The sequence below is a fragment of the Achromobacter piechaudii NBRC 102461 genome (assembly GCF_001571245.1).
Classification (GTDB): Bacteria; Pseudomonadota; Gammaproteobacteria; order Burkholderiales; family Burkholderiaceae_B; genus Achromobacter; species Achromobacter piechaudii.
Window position 1 is genome coordinate 722,565 of sequence record NZ_BCTK01000006.1, and the last position, 24,481, is coordinate 747,045.

The 24,481-nt window shown below is 67.3% G+C and carries 19 protein-coding genes; 12 read left to right on the plus strand and 7 right to left on the minus strand.

Translation table 11 applies throughout. The features are described from left to right. Positions 1-17: 17 nt before the first annotated feature. From API01S_RS15370 to API01S_RS15390, 5 genes are read left to right on the plus strand one after another with little or no spacing between them, the layout of a single operon-like run. The gene (locus API01S_RS15370; RefSeq protein WP_006221479.1) at positions 18-644 is read left to right on the plus strand and encodes a thermostable hemolysin; all 627 of its coding nucleotides are present in this window, start codon (positions 18-20) and stop codon (positions 642-644) included. Next, positions 641-2,122, plus strand: a complete 1,482-nt coding sequence (locus tag API01S_RS15375; RefSeq protein ID WP_061305134.1) for an AMP-binding protein — start codon at positions 641-643, stop codon at positions 2,120-2,122. Before API01S_RS15370 ends, API01S_RS15375 begins: the two co-directional genes overlap by 4 nt. A gap of 6 nt (positions 2,123-2,128) precedes the next feature. Then, on the plus strand, positions 2,129-2,800 hold the full coding sequence (locus API01S_RS15380; protein WP_006221477.1) for a TenA family transcriptional regulator: 672 nt from the start codon (positions 2,129-2,131) through the stop codon (positions 2,798-2,800). After that, positions 2,797-3,612 carry an SDR family oxidoreductase gene (locus API01S_RS15385; RefSeq protein WP_061305135.1) on the plus strand — a complete coding sequence of 272 codons (816 nt, stop codon included), beginning with the start codon at positions 2,797-2,799 and terminating at the stop codon, positions 3,610-3,612. Before API01S_RS15380 ends, API01S_RS15385 begins: the two co-directional genes overlap by 4 nt. Further along, positions 3,609-4,283, plus strand: coding sequence for a tetratricopeptide repeat protein (locus API01S_RS15390; protein WP_217481369.1), 675 nt, complete (start codon positions 3,609-3,611; stop codon positions 4,281-4,283). The genes API01S_RS15385 and API01S_RS15390 overlap by 4 nt, the downstream gene beginning before the upstream one ends. 82 nt (positions 4,284-4,365) lie before the next feature. Here the strand turns inward: API01S_RS15390 and API01S_RS15395 are convergent, their stop codons facing one another. Further along, positions 4,366-4,917 carry a cysteine hydrolase family protein gene (locus API01S_RS15395; RefSeq protein ID WP_061305137.1) on the minus strand — a complete coding sequence of 184 codons (552 nt, stop codon included), beginning with the start codon at positions 4,915-4,917 and terminating at the stop codon, positions 4,366-4,368. Positions 4,918-5,038: 121 nt separating this feature from the next. Here API01S_RS15395 and API01S_RS15400 point away from each other — a divergent pair, with 121 nt between their 5' ends. The 4 genes from API01S_RS15400 to pdxR all read left to right on the plus strand — a co-directional run bounded on the left by API01S_RS15400 (position 5,039) and on the right by pdxR (position 10,690). After that, a complete protein-coding gene (locus API01S_RS15400) occupies positions 5,039-5,566 on the plus strand; it encodes a sigma-70 family RNA polymerase sigma factor (RefSeq protein ID WP_006221473.1) in 528 nt (175 codons plus the stop codon). An 8-nt stretch (positions 5,567-5,574) separates the two neighbouring features. Further along, positions 5,575-6,537: a FecR domain-containing protein gene (locus API01S_RS15405; protein ID WP_061305139.1), complete on the plus strand. Its 963-nt coding sequence runs from the start codon at positions 5,575-5,577 to the stop codon at positions 6,535-6,537. Between the two features lie 87 nt (positions 6,538-6,624). After that, the gene (locus tag API01S_RS15410; protein WP_061305142.1) at positions 6,625-9,072 is read left to right on the plus strand and encodes a TonB-dependent siderophore receptor; all 2,448 of its coding nucleotides are present in this window, start codon (positions 6,625-6,627) and stop codon (positions 9,070-9,072) included. A 100-nt stretch (positions 9,073-9,172) separates the two neighbouring features. Further along, positions 9,173-10,690, plus strand: a complete 1,518-nt coding sequence (gene pdxR / locus API01S_RS15415; protein WP_061305144.1) for a MocR-like pyridoxine biosynthesis transcription factor PdxR — start codon at positions 9,173-9,175, stop codon at positions 10,688-10,690. 11 nt (positions 10,691-10,701) lie between these two features. Here the strand turns inward: pdxR and API01S_RS15420 are convergent, their stop codons facing one another. From API01S_RS15420 to API01S_RS15435, 4 genes are all read right to left on the minus strand, one after another. Beyond that, positions 10,702-11,910 carry a benzoate/H(+) symporter BenE family transporter gene (locus tag API01S_RS15420; RefSeq protein WP_061305145.1) on the minus strand — a complete coding sequence of 403 codons (1,209 nt, stop codon included), beginning with the start codon at positions 11,908-11,910 and terminating at the stop codon, positions 10,702-10,704. A 125-nt stretch (positions 11,911-12,035) separates the two neighbouring features. After that, positions 12,036-12,680 carry a hypothetical protein gene (locus API01S_RS15425; protein WP_050729378.1) on the minus strand — a complete coding sequence of 215 codons (645 nt, stop codon included), beginning with the start codon at positions 12,678-12,680 and terminating at the stop codon, positions 12,036-12,038. A gap of 126 nt (positions 12,681-12,806) precedes the next feature. Further along, positions 12,807-13,460, minus strand: coding sequence for a LysE family translocator (locus API01S_RS15430; protein ID WP_050729377.1), 654 nt, complete (start codon positions 13,458-13,460; stop codon positions 12,807-12,809). A 79-nt stretch (positions 13,461-13,539) separates the two neighbouring features. After that, positions 13,540-14,403 carry a ZIP family metal transporter gene (locus tag API01S_RS15435; RefSeq protein WP_050784527.1) on the minus strand — a complete coding sequence of 288 codons (864 nt, stop codon included), beginning with the start codon at positions 14,401-14,403 and terminating at the stop codon, positions 13,540-13,542. A gap of 349 nt (positions 14,404-14,752) precedes the next feature. Here API01S_RS15435 and API01S_RS15440 point away from each other — a divergent pair, with 349 nt between their 5' ends. Continuing rightward, positions 14,753-15,571 (plus strand): glucose 1-dehydrogenase, encoded by an 819-nt coding sequence (locus API01S_RS15440; RefSeq protein ID WP_061305147.1) that lies wholly within the window; start codon positions 14,753-14,755, stop codon positions 15,569-15,571. Between the two features lie 3 nt (positions 15,572-15,574). Continuing rightward, positions 15,575-17,395 carry a glycoside hydrolase family 15 protein gene (locus tag API01S_RS15445; protein WP_061305149.1) on the plus strand — a complete coding sequence of 607 codons (1,821 nt, stop codon included), beginning with the start codon at positions 15,575-15,577 and terminating at the stop codon, positions 17,393-17,395. A gap of 19 nt (positions 17,396-17,414) precedes the next feature. On the opposite strand, the gene API01S_RS15450 is transcribed toward API01S_RS15445, so the two are convergent. After that, complete coding sequence (locus API01S_RS15450; protein WP_006221459.1) at positions 17,415-17,981, minus strand: sugar O-acetyltransferase; 567 nt, start codon at positions 17,979-17,981, stop codon at positions 17,415-17,417. A 302-nt stretch (positions 17,982-18,283) separates the two neighbouring features. Here API01S_RS15450 and API01S_RS15455 point away from each other — a divergent pair, with 302 nt between their 5' ends. Beyond that, positions 18,284-18,769, plus strand: coding sequence for a response regulator (locus API01S_RS15455; protein ID WP_254598597.1), 486 nt, complete (start codon positions 18,284-18,286; stop codon positions 18,767-18,769). Positions 18,770-18,826: 57 nt separating this feature from the next. On the opposite strand, the gene API01S_RS15460 is transcribed toward API01S_RS15455, so the two are convergent. Beyond that, positions 18,827-24,184 (minus strand): autotransporter domain-containing protein, encoded by a 5,358-nt coding sequence (locus API01S_RS15460; protein WP_061305153.1) that lies wholly within the window; start codon positions 24,182-24,184, stop codon positions 18,827-18,829. Positions 24,185-24,481 lie beyond the last annotated feature (297 nt).

Below are 24,481 nucleotides of genomic sequence, written 5' to 3' on the forward strand. Positions count from 1 at the left end.
CCCGACTGGAAGCCAGCATGCCGCATACCAAGCTCTTAGCCCTGCCGCCCGGACTCTCCGTGGCCTCGCCGTCCTCGACCTCGGTCGCCAGCCTGCACGTGCACGCGCCGGACGATCCGATGCGAGCGCGGATCGAATCGTATATACGGCAGCGCTATCAGCAACGCTTCGGGGCGTCGGTGCATGAATGGCTGCCCACACTGGTCAGCGTGCAGAGGGATGGCGAGATCATGGCGGCGGCCGGCTATCGCGGCGCCGCCGATCCGCTCTTTCTGGAACGCTATCTGGCCGCGCCCATCGAAAAGTACTTGCTGGACGAGGGCGCGCCGGTCGCACGCGGCCGGATCGTCGAAGCCGGCCAGTTCGCCGCCATCCGTCCGGGCGCGGGCCGGCTGCTGGTGCCGCTGCTGGCGCGGCATCTGCACCAGCAGGGTTTCGAATGGGCCGTCAGCACCTTGACCCGCGAACTGCATCAACGCTTCATGCGCATGGGCCTGGCGCATCAACCGCTCTGCGTGGCCACGGCAGACCATCTCAGCGAGCAGGAACGCGCGGACTGGGGCACGTATTACGCGCACGGTCCGCAGGTATTCGCCGGACGACTGCATGCCATCCTGGCGCGTTTTCCGGAGCATGCCGCATGAATACCCAGGACTTTTTCTCGCGGCTGGAAGACCCCTCGCGGGCCACGCAGCCCGCCCTGCGGACCGCCATGCAATCGCTGGATTATGCGGGGCTGGCGGCGCGCGTTGCATCGCGCGTCCAACTGCTGGCGTCTCACCGAGCGCGCGTTGTCGCCTCGTTGATGGATAACGGCGCGGACTGGATCGTCAACGATCTTGCCTGCCTGAAGGCGGGCTTCGTGCATGTGCCCTTGCCGCTGTTCTTCTCGCCCGGACAGTGGCGCGACACATTGAACGCCGCGGGCGTCAACGTCGTCATCGGGCCGGCATCGATACAGCCCTTGTTGCAGGCCTTCGGCTTTGACGTGGTGCAGACGCTGCCCGACCTGTCCACAATGTTCCGGCGTGACGACACGCGGGTGTCCTTGCCCGCCCGCACCGCCAAGATCACGTTCACGTCGGGCTCGACCGGAAATCCCAAGGGGGTTTGCCTGGATGCGAGCGCCATGCTGGCGGTGGCGGCCAGCCTGGCCGAAGCCACTCGGCCGCTGGGCATACACCGCCATCTCACGGCGCTGCCCCTGCCTGTGTTGCTGGAAAACATTGCGGGCGTGTATTCGCCCTTGATCGAAGGCGCGACCGTTTGTGTGCGGCCCTTGAGCGAAGTCGGACTGCAAGGCTCGTCGCGCTTCGATCCCGCTGTGTTTCACCTTGCGCTGATCGGCTCGGACGCGCAAAGCGTCATCGTGCTGCCGCAGATGCTGCGCGCCTACTCGGCATGGTTGCACGCGACGGGCAACAAAGCCTCCGGCGCGTTGCGCTTGATGGCGGTCGGCGGCGCGGCCGTGGGCAAGGAGCTTTTGGAAAGCGCCCGCGCGGTGGGGCTGCCCGCGTATGAGGGGTATGGACTGTCGGAAGCCTGCTCGGTGCAGACCTTGAACCTGCCCGGCGCGGATTGCGCGGGCTCCTGCGGAAAGCCGCTGCCGCACGCGCGGCTGCGCGTGGCCGCCGATGGCGAGATCGAAGTCGCGGGCGCGCATGCGCTGGGCTACCTGGGCGAACTGACCGCGCCGCGCGAATGGCTGCCGACCGGCGACCTGGGACATCTGGACGATGCAGGCTTTCTGCACGTCCAGGGGCGCAAGAAAAACGTGCTGATCACGGGCTACGGCCGCAACGTATCGCCCGAGTGGATCGAGCTTGGCCTGACGGGCCAGCCGGCCATCGCGCAGGCGGTCGTGCTGGGCGAAGGACAGGCCCGATTGGGCGCGGTGATCTGGCCGCTGGGCGCTGCCAGCGACCAGGCCATCCAGAGCAGTATCGACCGCCTGAACGCCACGCTGCCGGACTACGCGCGGGTAGGGCCCTGGATGCGCGCCCGCGCGGAATTCAGCGCGGCCAGCGGCTTGAGCACGCCGAACGGACGCGCGCGCCGCGCCGCCGTGGCGGACCTGCATGCCGATCTATTTTCGCGGAATTCCGCACAACCAACGGTTTGAACGACCATGACATTCTTCGAAAGATTGCTGCACGACACCCGCGCAGGCCGGGAATCTCTGGTGGCCACGCCCATCATCCAGGACTGCCTGCGCGGCGAGGTTTCGCGTGACGCCTACACGGCGTTCTTGCGCGAGGCTTATCACCACGTCACCCACACCGTGCCGCTGATGCGGCTGCTGCGCACGCGCATGCCCAGCCGGCTGGCATGGATGCAGGAGGCCATTGATGAGTACATCGATGAGGAAACGGGGCATGACGAGTGGATACTCAATGACCTGCGCGCGCTGGGCGACGATGCGGACGCCGTGCGCGCGGCGGGGCCGGGGCCGCAGACCGAGGTCATGGTGGCCTATGCCTACGACACGATTGCACGCAAGAACCCGCTGGGATTTTTCGGCATGGTGCACGTGCTGGAAGGCACCAGCGTTGCGCTGGCGCTGAATGCCGCCGACCAGATCCAGCGGGTGCTGGCCTTGCCGCCGTCCGCATTCAGCTACCTGCGTTCGCATGGCACCTTGGATCAGGAACACACCGCGCATTTCGCCGACCTGATGAACCAGCTGAACGACCCCGCCGATCAGGCCGCCGTGATACACGCGGCCAATATGTTCTATCGGCTGTATGGCGCGATCTTCCAGGCTTTGCCACGCGGCAGGGCGCAAGGGGCCGGCGCATGAGCCCGCGCAATGCATCCGTGGTGCTGACCGGCGCGGCAGGCGGGTTGGGCAGTGCGATTGCGCGGCGGCTGGTGGACGAAGGCGCGCGGCTGTTGCTGGTGGGCCGCACGGCGGGACCGTTGCTGGCGCTGGCGCAATCCCTGAACGCGGGCGCCGCCGATCGCATGCGCGTGGATGCGCTGGTCGTGGACGTCACCACCGACGGCGGCCGCGCGGCGATTGTCGATGCCGCCGCCGCGCGGGACGTGAACGTGCTGATCAACAATGCGGCCGTCGCTGCATTTGGGCCGGCTCAACAATTGCAGGCGGACGAGGCATGCCGCGTGATGGACACCAACGTGGTCGCGCCCATGATGTTGATCGCCGGCATGTTGCCGATGCTGCGCTCGCGGCCGCACGCGCAGGTGCTCAACATCGGTTCGACGCTGGGCAGCTTGGGCGTGCCGGGGTTTTCGGCATACGGGGCAAGCAAGGCCGCGCTTCGGCTTTACACCGAGGCGCTGCGCCGTGAGTTGGCGGACACCAGCGTCCGGGTGCAGTACTACGCGCCCCGCGCAATCGACACGCCGTTCAATTCGCCGGAGGTCATGGCGTTCAACCAGGAGACCGGTTCGGCCAGCGATACGCCCGAGGCGATTGCCGCCAACGTCGTACGCATGCTGCAACGAGAATCCCGCCAAGGTTTTGCGGGCGGCGTCGAGGCCATTGCCGCGCGGCTCAATGGCTTGTGTCCGGAATGGCTGGACGGCGCGTTCGCCAAACATCGCCGCGCGCTGATGAATTCAAAATTTCTTTCAGGATCTTCGTCATGAAACTTACCCCTTCTTTGCGCGCTGGCTGGACCCATCTGCTTGCGGGCGTGACCCTGTCTTTCGTCGCGCTGGCGGCTTGCCCGCTTGCCAGCGCCGCACCCGCCGAGCTGGACCAGGGCATCCATGCGCTGCAAACGGACTGGGCCACGATCCAGTACCAGACGCCCGCCGATCAGCGCGCAGGCCGCTTCGAAACGTTGTCGCAGCAGGCGCATGCGCTGACCGCGCGCTATGCCGGCAGCGCCGAGCCGCATATCTGGGAGGGCATCATCCTCAGTTCCTGGGCCAACGCCAAGGGCGGGATGGGCGCGTTGAGCCTGGCCAAGCAGGCCCGCGCGGAATACGAGTCCGCCATCCAGATCGACCGCAAGGCGCTGGGCGGTTCGGCATTGAGCAGCCTGGGCGTGCTGTATTACAAGGTGCCCGGCTGGCCCGTGGGGTTCGGCGACAACAAGAAGGCCGAGGGGCTGCTGCAAGAAGCATTGGCGATCAATCCGAACGGCATCGACACCAACTACTTCTATGCGGATTACCTGGTCTATCGCAATCGCAAACCCGAGGCCGTGCCCTACCTGGAAAAGGCGCTGAATGCAGCGCCGCGTCCGGGGCGGGAATCGGCGGACGCAGGCCGCCGCGCCGAGGCGAAGGCGTTGCTGGATTCGATACGGTAAGGATGGGGCGGCGGCGCGTCAGCGTGCGTTAGCTGCTGGCCGACAGGCGCGGCGCGTCAGCGACTGCGATGCGCCCGCCGTTTCATCGCGGCACGCCCGCGTCGAACACGATGTCGGCGGCGGGCACCGCCACGATCGGTACGCCGAAGCTGGTGATGCCCGACAGCGTGGCGTTGTGATGGATACGGATCTGGGCGCCCGACGCGTGCGGTTTGTCGCACGTGGTGTGCGCGTCGGCGGCCAGCGTCACCGGGTAGCCCTGGGCAGCCGCGCGCCGCACGGTGGTGTCCACGCAGAATTCCGTCGCGTAGCCGCATACCGCCAGCGCCGTCACGCCGGCCTCGGACAGCGTCTGCCCCAGATCGGTGCGCAGGAATGAATCCGGGGTGGTCTTGCGCACGCGCAGATCGGTGGACGCGGGGCGCAGCCGCAGATCCAGCTCCCATCCCGGCTGGCCGTGCGCCAGATCCCCGCCCGGGGACTCGTGCTGCACGTAGATGACTGGTGCGCCCGACCGGCGCGCGCGCTCGGCAAGTTCGTTGATGCGGTCCAGCACGGCGTCGGCATCGGCCGGCGCCGGCTGCGTTTCGAACAGGGCGCGCTGCACGTCGATGATGATCAGGGCGGTGGTCATGGGTCGGTCGGGGAAGGGGAGAAGCTGGGAGTCTACCGCCGCTAGTCGCGCGCTTGGCGAGCGCCATCAATAATGATTACAATTCCCATTCTTAAAAATCTGGGTAGCGCTCGCCACCGCCATGTCGTCCTTGGAATCTCTGGAGCACCGCGAGCTTGGCTTGCTCTATCGTGACCACCACGGGTGGTTGCGTGGATGGCTGCTACGGCGGCTGAAGGTGCCGGCCGAGGCCGCGGATCTGGCGCAAGACACCTTCCTGCGCCTGCTGGCTTCGCCGGCGTCGATGGCGCAGTTGCAAGGTGTGCGGCAACCGCGCAGCTTCCTGGCGACGGTGGCGCAGCGTACGCTGGTCGACCACGTCCGCCGGCAGGTGCTGGAACGCGCCTGGCTCGAAACCTTGGCGCAGCAGCCCGAGGCCCATGCCATTTCCCCCGAGACGCAAGCCATCCTGCTGGAAACCATCCGCGAGATCGACGCCATGCTGCACGGCCTGGGGCCCAAGGTGCGGCGCGCCTTCCTGATGTCCCAGCTGGAAGGCGCGCGCTATGCCGACATCGCCTTGCAGTTGGGTGTCACCGTCAGCTCAGTAAAGAAATACATGGCGCGCGCCACCGAGCATTGCCTCGTGTACGCCCTGCAAAGGCAGTAGGCAGCCCCATGGCGGACAAGACGATAGCCACAGCCGCGCAATGGTACGCGCGCTTGTGCGCGGACGACGTCAGCGCGGCCGATGTGGCGGCGCACGGGCGTTGGCTGGCGGCAGATCCCGAACACGCGCGCATCTGGCGCCAGGTGGAACGGCTGCGCGGCACGCTGGGCGCTGCGCCCGCGCGGCTGGCCGCCGACACCTTGAGCCGGGCCGATCACCACTTCGCACGCCGGCGTGCCGTGCTGCGCAACAGCCTGGGCGCGGTCGCACTGTTGGGCGCGGGCGGCGTGTTGACGTGGCGCGTCTTGCCGGTCGAGCAGATGCTGGCGGGCTATCTGGCTGACTACCGCATGGGCACGGGCGAACGGCGCGAACTGTTGCTGGCGGACGGCACGCTGCTCTGGCTGGACAGCGCCAGCGCGGTGGACGTGACCATGGACGCGCGCGGCCGCCGCATCACGGTGCATGCTGGCGAAGTCCTGATCGATACCGAAGGCGCCGCGCCGGGCCTGCCGCCGCTTCAGGTCGCCACCCGGCACGGCGTCGTGCGGCCACTGGGCACGCGCTTCACCGTCAACCGCCAGGACGATATGACGCGTGTTGCGGTGCTGCGCCATGCCGTCGAACTTTGGCCCGAGGGCGGCGGCCCGGCGCTGCGGCTCAACGCGGGCGAACAGGGCGTGTTGCAGGCGGCCGCCGCGCGCCATGATGGCGCCATCACCGGCGAGCCCGACGCCTGGACGCGCGGCCTGCTGGTGGTGGACGGCCTGACGCTTGCCGACTTCGTGGCCCGTCTGGACCGCTATCGCCCAGGGCGCCTGCGCTGCGACGAGGCGGTGGCGCAGTTGCGCGTGTCGGGCGCGTATCCCATCGACGATACCGACCGCGCGCTGGCCGCCGTGGAACGCGCTTTGCCCGTGCGCGTGTCCCGCTACACGCGCTATTACACGCGGATCGTTCCCCGAAGCTGATTTTTTTCGCCAGGCATTGTCCTTTTTTCCGTGCTCGTTCGACTTGGCAGGGATTACGTCGGAATGATTCACGGAAACCTCGATCCCATGCCTTTCTCTTTGCCTGCCCATCGCCATCCCGCCACCTTGGCGCCCGTTGCGTGCGCCGTCTTCGCCGCATTGACGGCGCTGGCCTTCGCTCCGCCCGCGTGGGCGCAAACACCCGACACGGCCGCCACGGTGCGCCGCTATGACGTGCCGGCCGGGCCGCTGGGGCTGGCGCTCAGTCGCTATGCCGCGCAGGCGGGGGTGGTCCTGTCCTTCGACGCGGCGCTGACGCAAGACAAGCAGAGCGCGGGGCTGCAAGGGGAATACGGCATCGCCTCGGGTTTGGCGGCGATGCTGGCGGGCACGGGGCTGGAGGCTGTCAGCCAGGGGGGCAATAACTACGGCCTGCGGCGCGCCGCGACGCAGACGCTTGCGCCCGTCGAGGTGCTGGGCTCGCGCGAGCCCGCGCCCAGCGAAGGCACGGACTCGTATACGGTGGGCCTGTCCACCACCGCCACTAAGCTGCCGATGACCTTGCGCGAGACACCGCAATCGGTGTCGGTGATGACGCGCCAGCGCCTGTCGGACCAGGGCCTGAATACGCTGGAAGACGCCATCGCCAACGCGCCCGGCCTGACCTTCAAGAAGAAGGGATCGGCCGATGACAACGAAAAGGGCCTGTACGCGCGCGGCATGGAAATCACCAACATGCAGGTGGACGGTGTGCCCACGCACAAGGACTTCAATGCGCTGGGCCTGGACACCGCGCTGTACGACCGCATCGAAGTCGTGCGCGGTTCCACCGGCCTGTTGAACGGCGCGGGCAACCCGGCCGCCTCGATCAACCTGGTGCGCAAGCGCCCCACGCCCGAGTTTCAGGCCAGCGTGGGCGCGGCGGTGGGGTCGTGGGACTACCGCCGTACGGAATTTGACCTGGGCAGCCCGCTCGATGAGGCCGGCAAGCTGCGCGGCCGGGTGGTCGGCGCATGGCAGGAGGGCGGCTCGTTCATCGACCGCGTCAAGCAGGATTCGCAACTGCTGTACGGCGTGATCGAAGCCGACCTGGGCGAGCGCACCTTGCTGACCGTGGGTGGCGAGTACCAGCGCAAGCATTGCACGGCGTGCTCGTATTTCGGTTTTCCGGCGGTGTATGCCGATGGCTCGAAGACGGATTTCCGCCAGAGCTTCAATTCGGCCACCGACTGGAGCCGCCAGACGCGCACGCGCTACAACGTGTTCGCCACGCTGGACCATGAGTTCGCGCCCTTGTGGAAAGGGTCGTTGACCGTGTCGCGCACGGGCGATGACAACGACCGCACCTATGGCTGGTTCAGCAGCAACGGCTGGGCGGATCCGACCACGGGGCGGGGCGCGTCGGTGTGGGTGGCTAAATGGCCGATCCCCAAGACGCAGAACGCGGTGGACGCCAGCCTCAGTGGGGCCTTCAATGCGTTCGGCCGCCAGCACGACGTGGTGATCGGGGCCAGCGCCTCGCGCACCCGGGGCGACTACGACATGTACCCGCTGTGGACCGCGCCGGGCTATGACGCAAAGATTCCCGACATCCGTGGCTGGAACGGCGACATGCCGGAACCCGACTGGCAGACCACGGGCAAGCGCGACTACACCGAGAAGCAGTCATCGATCTATGGCGCGCTGCGGCTGCGTCCGACCGATGCGCTGTCGCTGGTGCTGGGCTCGCGCGTGACGTGGTGGGACCAGCAGGCGTCCTACCAATACAACGATGGCTCGTCGTACCCGGACAATATGCGCGAGCAGGGCGTCTACACGCCCTACGCCGGGCTGGTCTATGACCTGACGCCGACGCTGTCGGCTTATGCCAGCTACACCAGCATCTTCCAGCCGCAGCAGGCGCAGAATGTGTCGGGCGGCGTGCTGGAACCCATCAAGGGCAACACCTACGAGATCGGCCTGAAGTCCACCTGGCTCGATGGCCGCCTGAACGGGTCGGTGGCCTTGTTCCGCACGCGCCAGGACAACTACGCCATGATCGACGGCGACAAGCTGGCGCCCAATGGCGACAACGCCTATGTGGCCGCCGACGGCGCGGTCTTACGCGGCGTCGAGGCCGAACTCAGCGGCGAACTGACGCCCGGCTGGCAGATGCAGTTGTCGTATGCCTATGTCGACCGCCGCCTGCCCCAAGGCTTCATCACGCAGGTGGGCCTGCCGCGCCACATCGCCAAGCTGTACACCACCTATCGTCTGCCGGGCGATCTGAGCGCGCTGACGGTCGGCGGCGGCCTGCGTTGGGAAAGCGCCAGCAACTATTCCAGCCGTGGCCCTGGCGGCCAGCAGGCCGAAGCATCGCAAAGCGGCTATGCGCTGGTGGACCTGATGGCCCGCTATCAATTCACCCGCCAATGGTCGGCCACCTTGAATCTGAACAACGTGTTCGACAAGAAGTACTACGCCAGCACGAACGTCTACAGCAACTACTACGGCGCGCCGTTCAGCGCCATGCTGGGCGTCAACTATCGGTATTGACGCCGGGTGCGTCGCCAGCGCGCGCCGACGGGGTAAAGTTGACGCCTTTCCCCGATACCCGCAACGGCATGACGACGCTATCCCCGGTCAGGACCGCATCATGGTGAAGACGTTCGAGCTGGACACGCTCAGGATGCGGATGGCTGACGCCGCCTATGCCCGGCTGGATCTGCACCAGCGCATCCAGCGCGCGCTGCGCGCGTTGATCCTGGACGGCGCATTGGCCTCCGGGGTGAAGCTGCCCGCCACGCGCGGGCTGGCGCAGTCTTTGGGCGTGGCGCGCGACACCGTCGAGTACGCCTATGCACAGTTGCATCGAGATGGCTATATCGCGCGGCGCGCAGGCTCGGGCACCTATGTGTCCGACACGATGGGCGCGGCGTTGCGGGGGGCCTCTCGCGGGAACATCAAGCCGCGACGCGCTCGCGGTGCAGACCAGTCGGGCGTGCCGGCGCGGGCCGGTGATGGCCTCAGTCTGCGCGGCGCGCAGATCGACGGCAGCGGCGGCGTGGCCGATCAGCAGGCCGTCAAGGCCTTCGCCACGGGCCTGCCCGAAACGCGCACCTTTCCCGTCGATGTCTGGCAACGCTTGCAGCGCCAGGTGCTGAAAGAACATCGCGCGCACCTGCTGCTGCACGGCGATCCGCAGGGCGCGGAGCCATTGCGCCAGGCCATTGCCGATTACCTGAACCTGGAACGCGGCGCGCGCGTGTCGGCGGACCAGATCCTGGTGTTGAGCAGCACGCGGCAGGCGCTATACCTGTGCGCGCAGCTGCTGGTGGATGCGGGCCAGCCCATCCTGATGGAGAACCCGGGCTACTTCGGCGCGCGCAAAGCCTTCGAGGCCGCACAGGCCCGCATCGTGCCGATCGATGTGGACGCGCAAGGCATCCGCGTGGACCTGCTGCGGCGGGACCGCAGCGGCGCCCGCTGCGTGTACGTGACGCCATCGCACCAGTATCCGACGGGCGCGACGCTGTCGCTGGAACGCCGCCTGATGCTGACGCGCTGGGCCCAAGAGAACCGCCGCTGGATCATCGAAGACGACTACGACAGCGAATTCCATTACGACGGCCTGCCCACCGCCTGCGTGCAGGGCGTGGATCAGTTTCAACGCACCTTGTACGTGGGCACGTTCAGCAAGACGCTGTACCCCGGCCTGCGCGTGGGCTACATGGCGCTGCCGGCCGGGCTGGTCGGCGCATTCGCCCGCGCGCGCAGCATCATGGACGGGCACACGCCGCAGATCCAGCAACTGACGCTGGCGCGCTTCATGGAAGACGGCCACTACAACGCGCACGTGCGCGCGATGCGCAAGCTGTACGCGGCGCGCCGGGCCTGCATGCTGGAGGCGATTGGCCGGCATCTGGCGGGCATCGTCACCGCCATCAAGCCACCGGGCGGCTTGCAGGTGCCGTGCTTGCTGCAAGCGGGCTGGACGGAGGCACAGACCTGCCGGCTGGCGGCGCAGGCGGGGCTGGTGCTGCCGGGCATCAGCCGCCTGTATGCGGGCGCCGAACGTCTGGAAGGGTGGTTGCTGGGTTACGCATCGCTGACCGAGCACGAGATCGAGACCGCCGTGCTGCGCCTGCGCAACGCCTTGGCCTCGGGTCGGTAAGCGGCGGCAGGCTACGGCTTGGCCGGGCTGCCGATCAGCGTGCGATGGCCGCCGTGGATCAGCAGATGCGCGGTCAAGCCGGCCACCAGCCCCCAGAACGCGCCGCCCACGCCCAGCAAGGTCACGTTCGCGGCGGTGGCCAGGAAGGTGACCAGCGCGGTCTCGCGAGTGCGGGCGTCGGCCATGGCGTTGGCCAGGCTGCCGCCGATGGCGCCCAGCAGCGCAAGCCCCGCCAGCGTGGTGATGAAGGCCTTGGGCAGCACCATGAACAAGGTGGCCAGCGTGACGCCGAAGGTGCCGACCAGGATGTAGAACAGTCCGCAGGCCAGGCCCGCGATGTAGCGCTTGCGGGGGTCGGGATGCGCGTCGGGGCCGGTGCAGATCGCCGCCGTGATCGCCGCCACGTTGAAGGCGTGCGAGCCGAACGGCGCCATCAGCAGCGAGCCCAGGCCCGTCGTGACCAGGATGGGATCTGCGCGCGTCTTGAAGCCATCATGGCGCAGCACCAGCATGCCGGGCATGTACTGGCCCGTCAGCGTGATGATGAACAAGGGCAGCGCCACGCCCAGCAGCGCATTCAGAGAGAACCGGGGAACTTCGAAGATCGGCTCGGCCAGGCTCAGATGCACGCTTGAGAAATCGATACGGCCCTGCACAACCAGCATCGCCAGCCCGATGACGAGGATGCCGACCACGGCAAAGCGCGAGGTGAATCGCTTGAGCAGCGCATACGAGATCAGCAGCACGATGACCAGCAGCGGGTCGACGCTGGCGCCGCCGAAGGCATTGATCCCGAACTGAAGCAGGATGCCGGCCAGCAGACCCGCCGCGATGCCGCCAGGAATCAGACGGACCAGCTTTTCGAATGCGCCCGTCATGCCCAGCACCACGAAGCCCAGCGCCGAAATCATATAGGCCCCGATGACTTCGCCATACGGCGTGAACGGCATGACCGTGGCCAGGAACGCGACGCCGGGCGTGGACCACGCCGTGATGATCGGTTCCTTGTAGCGCCAACTCAGCCACGCGCCCGTGACACCCACGCCCACGGACACCGACCACACCCATGAGGCGGTCTGCGCCGGTGTCAGCCCGGCCAGCTCGGCCGCCTGGAACACCAGCACGAAGGTGCCGCCGTAGTTGACCAGCACGGAGATAAGCGCCGCGACGGTCGGCGAGAAAAAGTCGGCGGCGCGCAGGCTGGCCGGCGATGGGCTCATGAAATCACTCCACAGGTTGCAAGCCCCTGGCCCGCATCGTGTCGATGCCGGGGGGCGGAAAGCGCAAGTGTAGGAGTGCAGTGGCCTGTTTATTCAGGCCACTTTTCTGGATACCGCCAGACCACTTAATTGCAGCGCTGGGTGGGCAGGTCGTAGCCGATGGTGATGGCGGTGGCCGGCACGTCCTTGAAGGCGGCTTCGGCAACCTTGTCGAAGCGGGTCTCGCAATTGAACTTGGTGTTCATCACGTAGTCCTCGCCCGCCGCCTCTTTCATCTGGGTTTCCCATTGATCGGCGGCGTCCAGCGCCTTGCCATCGACCAGCACCATTTCCAACAGCACTTCCACCGCGCCCGACGAACGGGGCGCCGACCACAGCGCATAGGCGGACGGGTCCGCCGCGTTGCCGCATTGCGACAGGCAGTCGGCCGTGTAGCGCAGGCCCCGGCCGAACGCGCCCGGGGTGATCGGCTGGCCGACCTTGGGCGCGTCCTCGCCGATGAAGCTTTGCAGGTCGGGCTGGCAGCCCTTGGCCAGATCCATGCGCAGCGCGGTGACCTTGCCGTTGCCGATCGTGGCGGTGATCTGGCAGTTCTGCACGCGGAATATGTGGTCGTTGCCGAAGGACTCGCGCGGCACGCCCGCGATGGATTCGAAGTAGCGCTGATTGGTGCCCAGCATGTCGCCGTTGAACACTTCCTTTACCGTCGCGGCCTGGGTCGCGCTTGCGCCGGCCAGCAGGATACCCAGGGTCAAGGCCTTGATTTTCATACGAATGACGCTCCGTGGTGGGGGATGGCGTGCCTGTCGCGGTTTCGCAAAAGGCGGGTTTGCACGCGCATGCTGCCACAAAGCGGGGCGGTTCGTGTGAGGCGCAGGGTGCGCATCCCCCGACCCTCACTTCTTATTGTTATTGCCCGCCAGCGCCGCCGTGATGCCCAGCGCGATCAGCATCGCGCCGCCCACGTAGCGTTCGAAGTGCAGATAGCCCCGGCTGCGGCGCAGCCAACGGCCGGCTGCGCTGGCCGCCAGCGCGTAGCAGGCGTCGCTGATCAGGCCCAGCAGGACGAACACCAGTCCCAGAAAGACGACTTGCGAGGCGACATGGCCCCGGCTGACATCCACGAACTGCGGCAGGAAGGCCAGGAAGAACAGCGCCGTCTTGGGATTGAGCAGGTTGATGATGAAGCCATCTCGAAACAGATGGCCATAACGCCGCGCCTTGGGCGGCGCATCCAGCGCGGCCGCGACAGGGCGCGTGCAGATTTTCTTCACGCCCAGCCAGATCAGATACGCGGCGCCCGCGTACTTCACGATGCTGAACGCCAGCGCCGATGACGCCAACAGGGCCGACAGGCCCAGCGCTGCCGCCAACACGTGCACCAGCGTTGCCGTGTGGATGCCCAGGTCGGACACCAGCCCGGCCTTGCGGCCTTGTTCGATCGACTGCGTGATGATGTAGAGCACGGCGGGGCCGGGTATGGCCAGCAGGATCAGGGCAGCGCTGACGAACAGCATCAGGTCGGCAGTGCTGGGAATCACGAATACCATGGCCGGATCTCCGAAAGGGGCGGCGAGCAGGGGGGACGGGGGTGGATAACTGTACCTCGCCGCCACGCATCTCGGCGAGCTACCCCAGCGCCGTATCCAGCAGCGTCATCAGCACAAAGCCTAGCATCAGGCCGCTGGTGGCCCAGGCTTCATGGCCCTTGCGATGGGATTCCGGAATGATTTCATGGCTGATGACGAACAGCATCGCGCCCGCCGCGAAGCCCAGTCCCCAGGGCAGCAACTGCGCGGATCCGCCCACCAGCGCCGCGCCCAGCACCGCGCCGATGGGTTCCACCAGGCCGGAGGCCGCGCCCAGCGCAGCCGCGAAGCCGCGCGAGTAGCCCGCCGCCCGCAGCGCGATGGCGATGACCAGCCCTTCGGGCACATCCTGGATCGAAATGCCCAGGGCCAGCGCGCTGGCGCGCAGCGCGTCGTTGCCCGCGTAGCCCACACCGATGGCCAGGCCTTCCGGAAAATTGTGCAGGGTGATGGCGAACGCGAACAGCCAGGCGCGCCGCAACGCGCGCGCGTCCTTGCCTTCCTTGCCCTTGATGAAATGCTCGTGCGGAATGCGCTGGTCCATCAGCATCAGCGCGCCCGCGCCCAGCAGGATCGCCGCGCCTACCGTCAAGCCGGCTGCCCAGCGTCCCAAGCCCAGCTCGCTCGCCGCGCCCAGCGCGGGTATCACCAGTGAAAAGGCGCTGGCGGCCAGCATGATGCCCGCGCCAAAGCCCAGCATCGTGTCCTGCGTGCGGTCGGACAGCGTGCGGCAGAACAGGATCGGCAAGGTGCCGAGCGCCGTGGCCCCTGCCGCCGCAAGGCCGCCCAGCAAGGCGTCGCCGACGACCGGGTGATGCGTGTGCAGCAAATGCCAGCCTTGATAGAACGCGGCAATGCCGGCCAGCGCCAGGAACGTCCACATGCCGCGTTTGAGCGGAGACATGCGGACGGCGGGGCCGGCCTCGTCGCGCGGGCGTATGTCCGGATGCATCGGTTGCCTCAGCTTGGAATGACGGGCCGGGGTCGGACCGCGCGAGCGGGTTGCGGGCACTGCGCCATGCTGTTCTCCCTTAGCGCACGCCGAAGGGATCAGCGGCGTGGCAGGCCGTTCAGCAATCGGCGTGCCCGCAGCAGGTGATCCGCGATGGGTGTTGGAGCAGCCAGGTTGCCGCGCGTCTGGATGGTTGCTGCGCACGCGGCTCCGGGACTAAGCTGGCGACTGGCTATCGACAGCGGCGCAGGCGGTTTCGGTCAGCATCGGCCCCGAACCCGCGCGCCACAAGGAGAGCAGCATGCGGCATGCGGTAGATCTGTCCGGGCGCGTGGCGATTGTCACGGGCGCCAATTCAGGAATCGGGCGCGGCATCGCGCTGGAGCTGGCGGCGGCGGGGGCGAAGGTGGTGGTCAATCACCGGCCAAATGAAGATTCCGAACGCCGCGCAGCCGAGGTGGTGCAGCAGATCGTCGACGCGGGCGGCCAGGCGGTGGCGGCGGCGGCCGACATCAGCCGCGAAGACGACGTCGATCATTTGTTCCGCGTGGCGGCGGACCATTTCCAGGGGCTGGACATCCTGGTCAACAACGCCGGCATCGAGCAACCGGCCGCCATCCAGGACATGACGCTGGCGCAATGGCAGAAGGTGATCGACACCAACCTGACCGGCCAATTCCTGTGCGCCCGCGCGGCCTCCCGGGTGTTCCTGAACCGGCAAGCGCCGCCACCCGCCGGCGAGGCCGCCGGAAAAATCGTCTTCATCAGTTCGGTTCATGAGGTCATCCCCTGGGCCTTTCAATCGAACTATGCGGCGTCCAAAGGCGGCGTGTCCTTGTTGATGCAGTCGCTGGCGCAAGAGCTTGCGCCGATGAAGATCCGCGTCAATTCCGTGGCGCCGGGCGCCATTCGAACGCCCATCAATGCGCCTGCGTGGAACACGCCGGAAAGCCTCGCGTCGTTGCTCAAGCTGATTCCGTATGGCCGCATCGGCGAACCCGAGGACGTGGCGCGCGCGGTGGCGTGGCTGGCCAGCGACGATTCCGATTACGTCACCGGCTCGACCCTGTTCGTCGATGGCGGCATGACCTTGTATCCCGGCTTTCGCGGGGCGGGTTGAGCCATGTCCAAACCCATCGAGGACTATGGCTTGATCGGCAACATGCTGTCGGCCGCGCTGGTCGCGCGCGACGGCTCGATCGACTGGCTCTGCCTGCCGCACTTTGATTCCCCCGCCTGCTTTGCGGCCTTGCTTGGCAATGAAAGCCATGGCCACTGGCTGCTGGCGCCCGAGGGCACGGGCCACACCAGCACGCGCCGCTATCTGCCGGACACGGCGGTATTGGAAACGCGGCACGAGACCCCCACCGGCGCGGTGCTGGTCTATGACTTCATGCCCCTTAGCGACGACGAGGAGCGCGTGGACGTCGTGCGCATCGTGCAGGGCGAGTCGGGGCAGGTGGACATGCGGATGGACCTGATCCTGCGCTTCAACTACGGGCAGGCGGTGCCGTGGGTGCGGCGGCGCGACTATGGCCTGAGCGCCATCGCGGGGCCGGACGCCGTCGAATTGCACACGGCGGTGCCCTTGCAGGGGCGTGACATGAAAAGCGTGGCGGCCTTCCAGGTGCGCAAGGGCGACACGGTGCCGTTCACGCTGTCGTATCACCGGTCGCACAAGACGCCGCATTTCGTGCCGGATCGCTTGGAAAGCATGGACCGCACAGTGGCGTGGTGGCACGAATGGGCCAAGCGCTGCCATTGGGACAACGGGCCGGGGCGGCGGCGCGATGCGGTCGTCAGGTCGCTCATCACGCTCAAGCTGCTGACGTTCCAGCCGACGGGCGGCATCGTCGCCGCGCCCACCACCTCGCTGCCCGAGCAACTGGGCGGCACCCGCAATTGGGACTATCGCCATTGCTGGCTGCGCGACTCCGCGCTGACCCTGTATGCGCTCTTGAACGCCGGCTATCGGGAAGAGGCCGAAGCGTGGCGCCAATGGCTGTTGCGCGCGGCGGCGGGGCACCCCAATCAGCTTCAGATCATGTATGGCATTGCCGGTGAACGCTGGCTGCCCGAACACGATATTCCCTGGCTGCCCGGCTACGAGGGCAGCGCGCCCGTGCGCCTGGGCAATGCGGCGGCCGGGCAGATGCAGCTGGACGTCTATGGCGAACTGATCGAAACGCTGCACGCCGCGCGGGTCGCCGAACTGGCGCCGCTGGCCGAGGCATGGCGCATGCAGAAAGTGCTGCTTACGCCGCTTGAAGAACTGTGGCGCGAGCCCGACCACGGCATCTGGGAAATGCGCGGGCCGCCGCGCGCGTTCACGCATTCGCGGCTGATGTGCTGGGTGGCGCTGGACCGCACGTTGAAATCCTGCGAACGCTTCGGCCTGGATGGGCCGGTGGAGCGATGGCGCGCGCTGGCCGCCGAGATCCGCGAGGACATCTGTAAGAACGGCTTCGACGCGCAGCGCAACACCTTCGTCCAGTACTACGGCGGCACCGCGCTGGATGCGAGCCTGCTGCTGATTCCGCAGGTTGGCTTCCTGCCGGCCGACGACCCGCGCGTGACCGGCACCATACAGGCCGTCGAACGCGAACTGCTGCGTGACGGGCTGCTGCTGCGTTATTCCACGCAGCACAGCGACGACGGCCTGCCCGGCGACGAAGGCGCGTTCCTGGCGTGCAGCTATTGGCTGGCCGATGCGTACATCATGCAAGGCCGGCTGGACGACGCGCATCGCCTGTTCGACCATCTGCTGTCGCTGCGCAATGACCTGGGCCTGCTGGCCGAGGAATACGATGTGGCGCGCAAGCGGCTGGTGGGCAATTTCCCGCAGGGGTTCTCGCACATCGGCCTGGTCAACACGGCCTACAACCTGAGCGCGGCGGGTGGGCCGGCGCATCAGCGTTCGTCCAGGGATGCGCCGCAGGATTGACGCGGCGGCGCGTTCGCGGTCAGCGGCCGATAGGGCGGGCCGGGTTGCCCGCCACCGTGGCCGAAGCGGGCACGTCTCGCGTGACGACGCTGCCCGCGCCGATGATCGCGTGATCGCCCACCGTGATGCCGGGCAGCAGGATCGCCCCGGCGCCGATCCACACGTTGCGGCCGATGCGTATCGGGCGACCGAACTCCAGCCCGGCCGCGCGCGAGGCCGCATCGCGCGGATGGTCCGCCGCCATGATCTGCACGGCCGGTCCGATCTGTGTGCCGTCGCCGATGTCGATGCGGGCCACGTCCAGGATGACGCAATTGAAATTCATGAAGACGTCGACACCCAGGTGGATGTTGCAGCCGTAATCGCAATGAAACGGCGGCCGCACCACCGCGCCGCGTCCCACTTCGCCCAGGCGTTCGACGAGCAGCGCGTGGCGCTCGGCGGCAGGCGCGGCCAGCGCGGCGTTGTATCGCACCAGCCAGGCTTTGGTGGCGGCCTGCTCGGCCTGGATGTCGGGGTCGGTCGGGTCGTAGAGCGCTCCTTCCAGCATTTTTTTGATTTCGGGTCCTGGACGCAGGCGTGGCATGGCGGCTCCTTGTGTGCAAGAGGCCAGATCAGCAAGCGGCGTGCCCAAGCCATCGGGCCGCGCACCGTCGGATAGGTCGTTTCGTCCCGATACAATTCCTTCAAACATGAACGACCCGCATGCCCTAGGATTCCGCCTCATAGGCCGGCCATCCGTCTTCTGCGTACGCTTGAAAGCGCCGGAAGACGAGCAACGCCGCTGGCCATTTTCCCGCCCTTTGTCTGCCCGCCGTGCATCACGGCGCTGGTGACCCGGCCTGGGCGGTCAAACATATAAACGCCGCGTGATGCGGCATGAGCACCATGACGAAGATTCTTGTTGTCGACGATCAGCCGATGCTGATCGAGATGTTGAGTGAACTGCTCGGCGCGGAAGGTTATGACGTGACGACGCACACCGACGGTCTGACGGCGTTGCAGCAGATGCTGAATCTGCGCCCGGATGTCGTGATCACCGACTTCTCCATGCCCGGCATGCACGGCGGCGCATTGCTGACTGCCATGCGCGAAAACGCTTATCTGAGCGACACGCCCGTGCTGGTCCTGAGCGGCCGCTCCGAATACGAAGTCGGCGAATCGTGCGTGGGCTATGCGGCCTACCTGCGCAAGCCGGCCGAGCCTGCCGAGGTGCTGGAGACCGTGCGCCGCCTGGCTCCTGCGGCGGCCGCGTCCGCGCCCGCCGCGCCGGTCCGCCCCGCGCGGCATCGCGCCGATACGGACGGGCTGGACGCGCCCCTGCGCAAGACCACGTCCAGCGCCGCGCACGCACCAGCGGTGTACTTCGCGTAGGCAATCAGGCGGTGGCCACGCGCCACCGCCGTCCGATGCCTGCGCGGCGGCCGGTCATCAGAAGCGGTAGCGCACGTCCAGCGTGCCCGTGTTCTGACGGTTGCCATCCCCGAATTGTCCGCCGTAGCTCACGCCGACCGTGGTGCGCTTGCTGACTTCCATTCCTACGGCCAGCTCGATCACCGCTGCGTCCTGCGCGACGGGCGCGCCGTTTGCCGTGAACGCATCGCCGCCTTGCGCGAAGGCCAGCACGCTGGCGGGGCTGAGGTCGCCGAAGGCATGGCGCCAGCCCAGCGTGCCGCGCGCATAGCCGCGTGCGCCGCTGCTTTCGAAGGTGGTCAGGGCGTGCAGGCCCACGGTGGTGGTCGTGATGTCGTTGCGGTTGCTCTGGCCGCGCAACGCCGCATCGCCGCCCGATTCCGAAAAGCCGCGCGTGCGCAGATCGCTGTAGTTCGCGGCGACGAAGGGCTCCAGCGTCAGCCGTTCGTACACAGGCATCGCATATCCGACTTCCGTGAAGAATTGCCCGGTGCTGGCGCTGTAGTCGGCCTTGAGCGTCTGGTTCAGTCCGGCCGCCGCGGTGCTGCGGCGCGTGTCCACGTCGTGCCAGCTGTAGGCCGCGCCCAGGCTGACGTTGATCTTGCCCGCGCCGGCGTCGAACGCCTTGCCGCCATAGACGGCGATGCTGTAGCTGTCGGTGTCCGCGCGCGAGGCGCGGTCGCGGGTGCGGCTGTCGCTGTTGGCGTAGCCGATGGCGCCGCCCAGGCGCCAGCCTCCGCCCACGGCCGCATCGCCGCCCACGGTCACGCCCGAATCGGACTGCGTGGTTTCGGCGGCGTTGCTGTTGCCGCCCAGCGTGGTCCATTTACCGAATACCTGCGCCCACAGCGGTTGCGCGGCCGACTGCGGCAGCGTCGCGGCGTCGCCCAAGCCCAACTGTGCGGTGGGCGCGCCGGGAATCTGGCCGGCATCGAGATTGGCGCGCAGCCGTGCCATCGGCATCTGCGTGAACGAGCCCGTCACGTTTTGCAGCCCCGATATCGCGCTGGCGTGGGCTTCGCCGGACAGCGCGTTGAACGCCGCTGGCGGCGCACCGTTGGGCAGGTTGAGGATGTGCTGGTACAGCGCGCTGTTGGCGGGAAGGCTTTGCAGCGCCCGCGCGACGCCGCGCTGATTGCCGGTCAGCGCGGCATCGGCGAATTCGATGGGGCGCGTGCCGCCGCCGTTGTCACCGCCGCCGTTGTTACCACCGCCTTCGGCGGGCACTTCCTTCAGCTTCACCACCAGATCGACCCGGTTGGCGTCGTAGGTGAGGGAAGGCGTCAGGAAGGCAAGGTTGCTGGTGACGGTGTCAAAGCGGCCTTGCACGCCGTTGTTGGCGGAAACAATCGTGTAGGCGGTGGACGGCGCATAGCTGCCGTTTTCTCCGACCTGCACGACCGAGCCGTTCAGTGTCGCCGTGCCCGCTACGCGCACGCTGCTGTTTTGTCCGTCGGCGGTCGTGGCCACGCGCAAGGTCGAGCCGGGCGCGAAGCTCAGGTCGCCGGACAGGGTCATGCTGCCCAGCGGCGTCGCGGCATTGCCCGGCGATAGCGTCGCGCCGGCGCCGACGTCGACGTTGTTCAAGGTACCGGTGCCGGTCAGCGTCGTGCCTGCCGAGGCCAGGACGCGACCGCCCAGCTTGCCGTCCACCTGCAATGCGCCGGCGGACAATTGCAGCGTGCCGGTGTAGCTGCTGCTGTCGCCGGTCATCGCCAGCGCACCCGCGCCCAGCTTGGTGGTCGCGCCCGCGCCAGAGATCGCGCCGGCGTAGAGCTGGTCGTCGGAACGGTTGAAGATCAGCCTGCCTTGGTTGACGATATCGCCCGCCACCCAACCGGTGTTGCCGCCGTCGCCGATTTGCAGCGTGCCGGCATCGACATAGGCGCCATCGATGGTGTTTTGCCCGGTCAGCACCAGCGTGCCCGTGCCCGCTTGACGCAGTTGTCCCGCGCCGCCGATTGCGCCGCCAAAGACGACGCGGTCGCTGCGCGAGAAGGTCAGCGCCGCGCCGCTTGCTACCGTGACGTCGCCCGCGATGCTGCCCGACGTCGCGCCGTCGCCCACTTGCAGGACACCGGCCTGCACGGAGGTGCCGCCCAGATAGGTGTTCTGGCCACTGAGCACGAGCGTACCGGCCCCAAGCTTGGCCAGGCGGCCCCCGCCCGTCAGCGATTGGCCCAAGGTGAAGGTGTTGCTGGCGGCGGCGATATCGAAGCCACCGCCCGCCGCGCCCAGCGAGATGCTGCGCGCAGTTCCTTGGAATGCCGTGCCCGTCACGCGCAAGACGCCGCCTTGGAAGTCCAGGTCGGCGGTGGGCGCTCCCAGGTTGGCGTCGCTATTGACCGACAGCGTGCCCGCCGACAATTGCGTGCTTTGCGTGTAGGTATTGAAGCCGTTCAGCGTCAACGTGCCCAAGCCCGTCTTCTTGATGCCCGTGCCGGTCAGCGTGTTGTCGATCGTGGCATTCCACGACGCCGAGGCGGCGCTGCCGTCGCCCACGCGCACTTCGCCCAGCGCGCCGGGCACGCTGCCGGTCACCGCCAGCGGCGCGCCGGTCAGGCGATACCCGTCGCTGGCGAACTGCATGCCCTGCGCGGCGAGTGCGCCGTCCGTGTCGTCGAGCGTCACCGTGCCAGCCGCGCCGCCCAGGATGACGAAGGAGTCAGTCGGTTGGCGCGGCCCCGTCACGCTGCCGACCGCATCGGTCCAATTGGCGCTGGTGCGAGACCATACGCCCGATCCGCCTCCCAGCTGCGTCGGGCTGGCCAGTCCGTTTGCATTCCAGATGTTCAGCGTCAGCCCGCCGGTGTTGATCAGGTTGACCTGTTTGGCGGCGGAAAGGTATTGCAGGGCAACGCCCGGTGTCGGGAGCAGGCCACCGTTGTACAGGCTTAGTGAGCCGGTGTAGTCAAACAAGCGGTACACGCCCAGGCCATAGCCGCCGCCATCCTGTACGTTCAGTTGCGCTCCCGCCAGTTGCAGGTTGCCGTTGACGGAGACGCTATGGCTGACGCCGGGCGCGGCCAGGCTGAACTCCGCTTGCGACCCTTGGGCCAGCGTCAGGTCGCCATTGATGGTGAAGACGCCTGCGGAGGCGCCCGGCGCGAGCCGGCCGCCGGATTCCACGGTTACGTCGCCATTGACCTGACCGAAGCCGCCCAGCGTGGCCGTGTTGGCGACGGTGATGTTGCTGGTCACGGCGGCGTTGCTCTGCGCGGCGCTGGACCCGACCAGCAACGTGCCGCCCGCGACCTGGGTTTGCCCGGTGTAGCTGTTTGCGCCGTTGAGCGACAGCGTTCCCGAGCCGGTCTTGAAGAGGTCGCCCGCGCCTTCGATCTGGCCGGCATAGGTGCCCGAGCCCAAGGTCATGCGGCTGGCAACCTTGACCACGCCGCCGTTGCCATCGAGCGACGCGAAGGTCTGGCCCGGCGTCGCCGCCAGGTCGAAGGTTCCACCGGCATTGACGGTCAGGGCCGAGGTCGAGGCCAGCGTGCCGTTGGTCGCCAGGGCCAGCGTGCCGCCGTTCACGGTGATGCCGCCCGTGAAGCTGTTGGCGCCACTCAGCGTCTGGGTGCCGCTATCGGTCTTGACCAGCGCGCCCGTGCCCGCGATCTGGCCAGCGAATGTGGTCGATTCCGGGCCGGCCAGCGTCAACGTGCCCGAACCAAGCTGTACGCCGCCCGCTCCGGCAAGCGTTCTCAAGGTCTGATTGCCGCCGTTGCTCAGGTCCAGCGTCGTGCCCGCGGCAAGGTTGATCGCGCTGTTGGCGAGACTGCCACCCCCGGCGATCGCCAGGGAGCCCGCGTTGATGAAGGTCGAGCCCGTGAATGGGTTCGAGCCGCTCAGGGTCAAGCCGCCCACCCCTTCCTTGGTCAAGGTGCCCGCGCCTGAAAGCGCCCCGGCAAACGTTCCGTTCGCGATCTGCTGGAACGTCAGCGCGCCCTCGTTGGCGATGTTGCCTTGCAGGTTGCTCGCGTCGCCGCGCAGCGACGACATCAGCTGTATCGTCGTCCCGCCAGAGTAGGTGTTCACGCCGCTGAACGTGATCGGGGCGGCGTTCTGCACCGTCACACCGCCCGTGCCCGACAGATTGCCCGACAGGGTGAAGCCGATTACGCCCGCCGTCGTCAATCCTTGGGCGCCCAGCAGGATGTTGTTGGCTAGCGTCTGGCCGCTTGTCGCCATAGCGAGCGCGCCGCCATTCGCATTGATCTGCGCGGCGCCAAGCACCTGCGCATCGGCCAGCGTGGCCAGCCCGCCGTTCAATTCCGCAACGCCGGTGCTGCTCAACAATACGCTGCTCAGACTCCACGAGCCGCTGTTGATCCGCACGGTTTCGAAGTTGATGTAATTGATGCCGGAGACGGCGCCCGCGTTGGTGGAGCCTGTCCCCACGCCTGCCGAGGGCAGGACGTTTTGCAGCACCAGCGTATCGCCCGAGCCCGCGCCGCCATCGATCGTGCCGGGCGGCGCGAAGCGCAAGCCGGGTATCCCGGCTGCGGACCAGTCTGCCCCCGCCGTGCCGGTGCCCCGCGCCACGAACGATCCGGTCACTGCGGTGAATGTGTTGTTGCCGCCCTGGCCCATCGATACGCCGCCAAGGATGACGCCGGCATTGGCGAAACTATGGCCCGCGCCCGGCATGCCGGGAGCCTGCAAGCCGACCCGGCCGACGATGGTCCCTTGGTTGACGAATTCCACCCGGCCGCCGCCATACGCGGCCACCACCGGCAGATCCGCGGCCTCCATCAGCAAGCCTGCCCGGGGAGCGCTTTGGATCATGCCGGCGTTCGACAGATAGCTCACCCCGCCGCTTCCGTTTTGCACCGCCAATGCCATGCCGGCCACGCCGGGCAAAGGATCGGTCGGATCCACCACGCCGCCCAGCTCGCCCGACGCCCCGTTGTTGATGCGGATCGTGCTTCCCGTGATGTTGCCCACCACCAGGCCTGAAGATGGGCCGGCCGAGACGCCAATCAGGCCCGCGTCGATCCGGCCGAAGTTGCTCACGGTGACATTGCTGCCGGTCAGTTCCATCGCCACGCCGCCGACCGCAGGATCCACCGCAACGTCGGAGGAAACGGCCACGACCACATTCAATCCGTTGGTATTGCTGGAGAAGTTGGGCTGGGGGGGGGAAATCGAGCCTATACACGTCACGTTCAGTCCATTCGACGTGCACGCCGCCTGCACCGACGCGCTGACGCCGGTCAGCGCAAAGGCGATCGCCAGCCCGGCCGCGTAGCCTGGCGTGCGCGCCGCGATGCCAGTCCGTGCCGAGGCACGACCGCCGCGCGATTGCGACGCCAGTTCGGATGCCGCCTGCCAGACGCGCAGTTTTCGGTTCCATACCAAACGGTAAATGTGATTCAAAACGCGGTCCTCCGGGACTTTTCGGGCGTGCATTCCTTGAAGGGCGACCGCGATTTTCGGCCGCGCGAGCGCGTCACGGGCCGATGGCCTGATGCACATGCCGGGAATGATCTGAGCAGGTTGGGATGAATTTCGGGTCAATTAATACTCGATGATCCCGTCTTCCAAAAAGCCAAAATAGAGGATTTTTTCCTGCCTTTTCATGGTCATGCGCCGCATCGTCAGGCGGGGCGCGGCGTACCGGCGCGCGCGCAAAATTTCACCGTTGTCCCCGTGCGCCTGCGGGGATAATGGCGC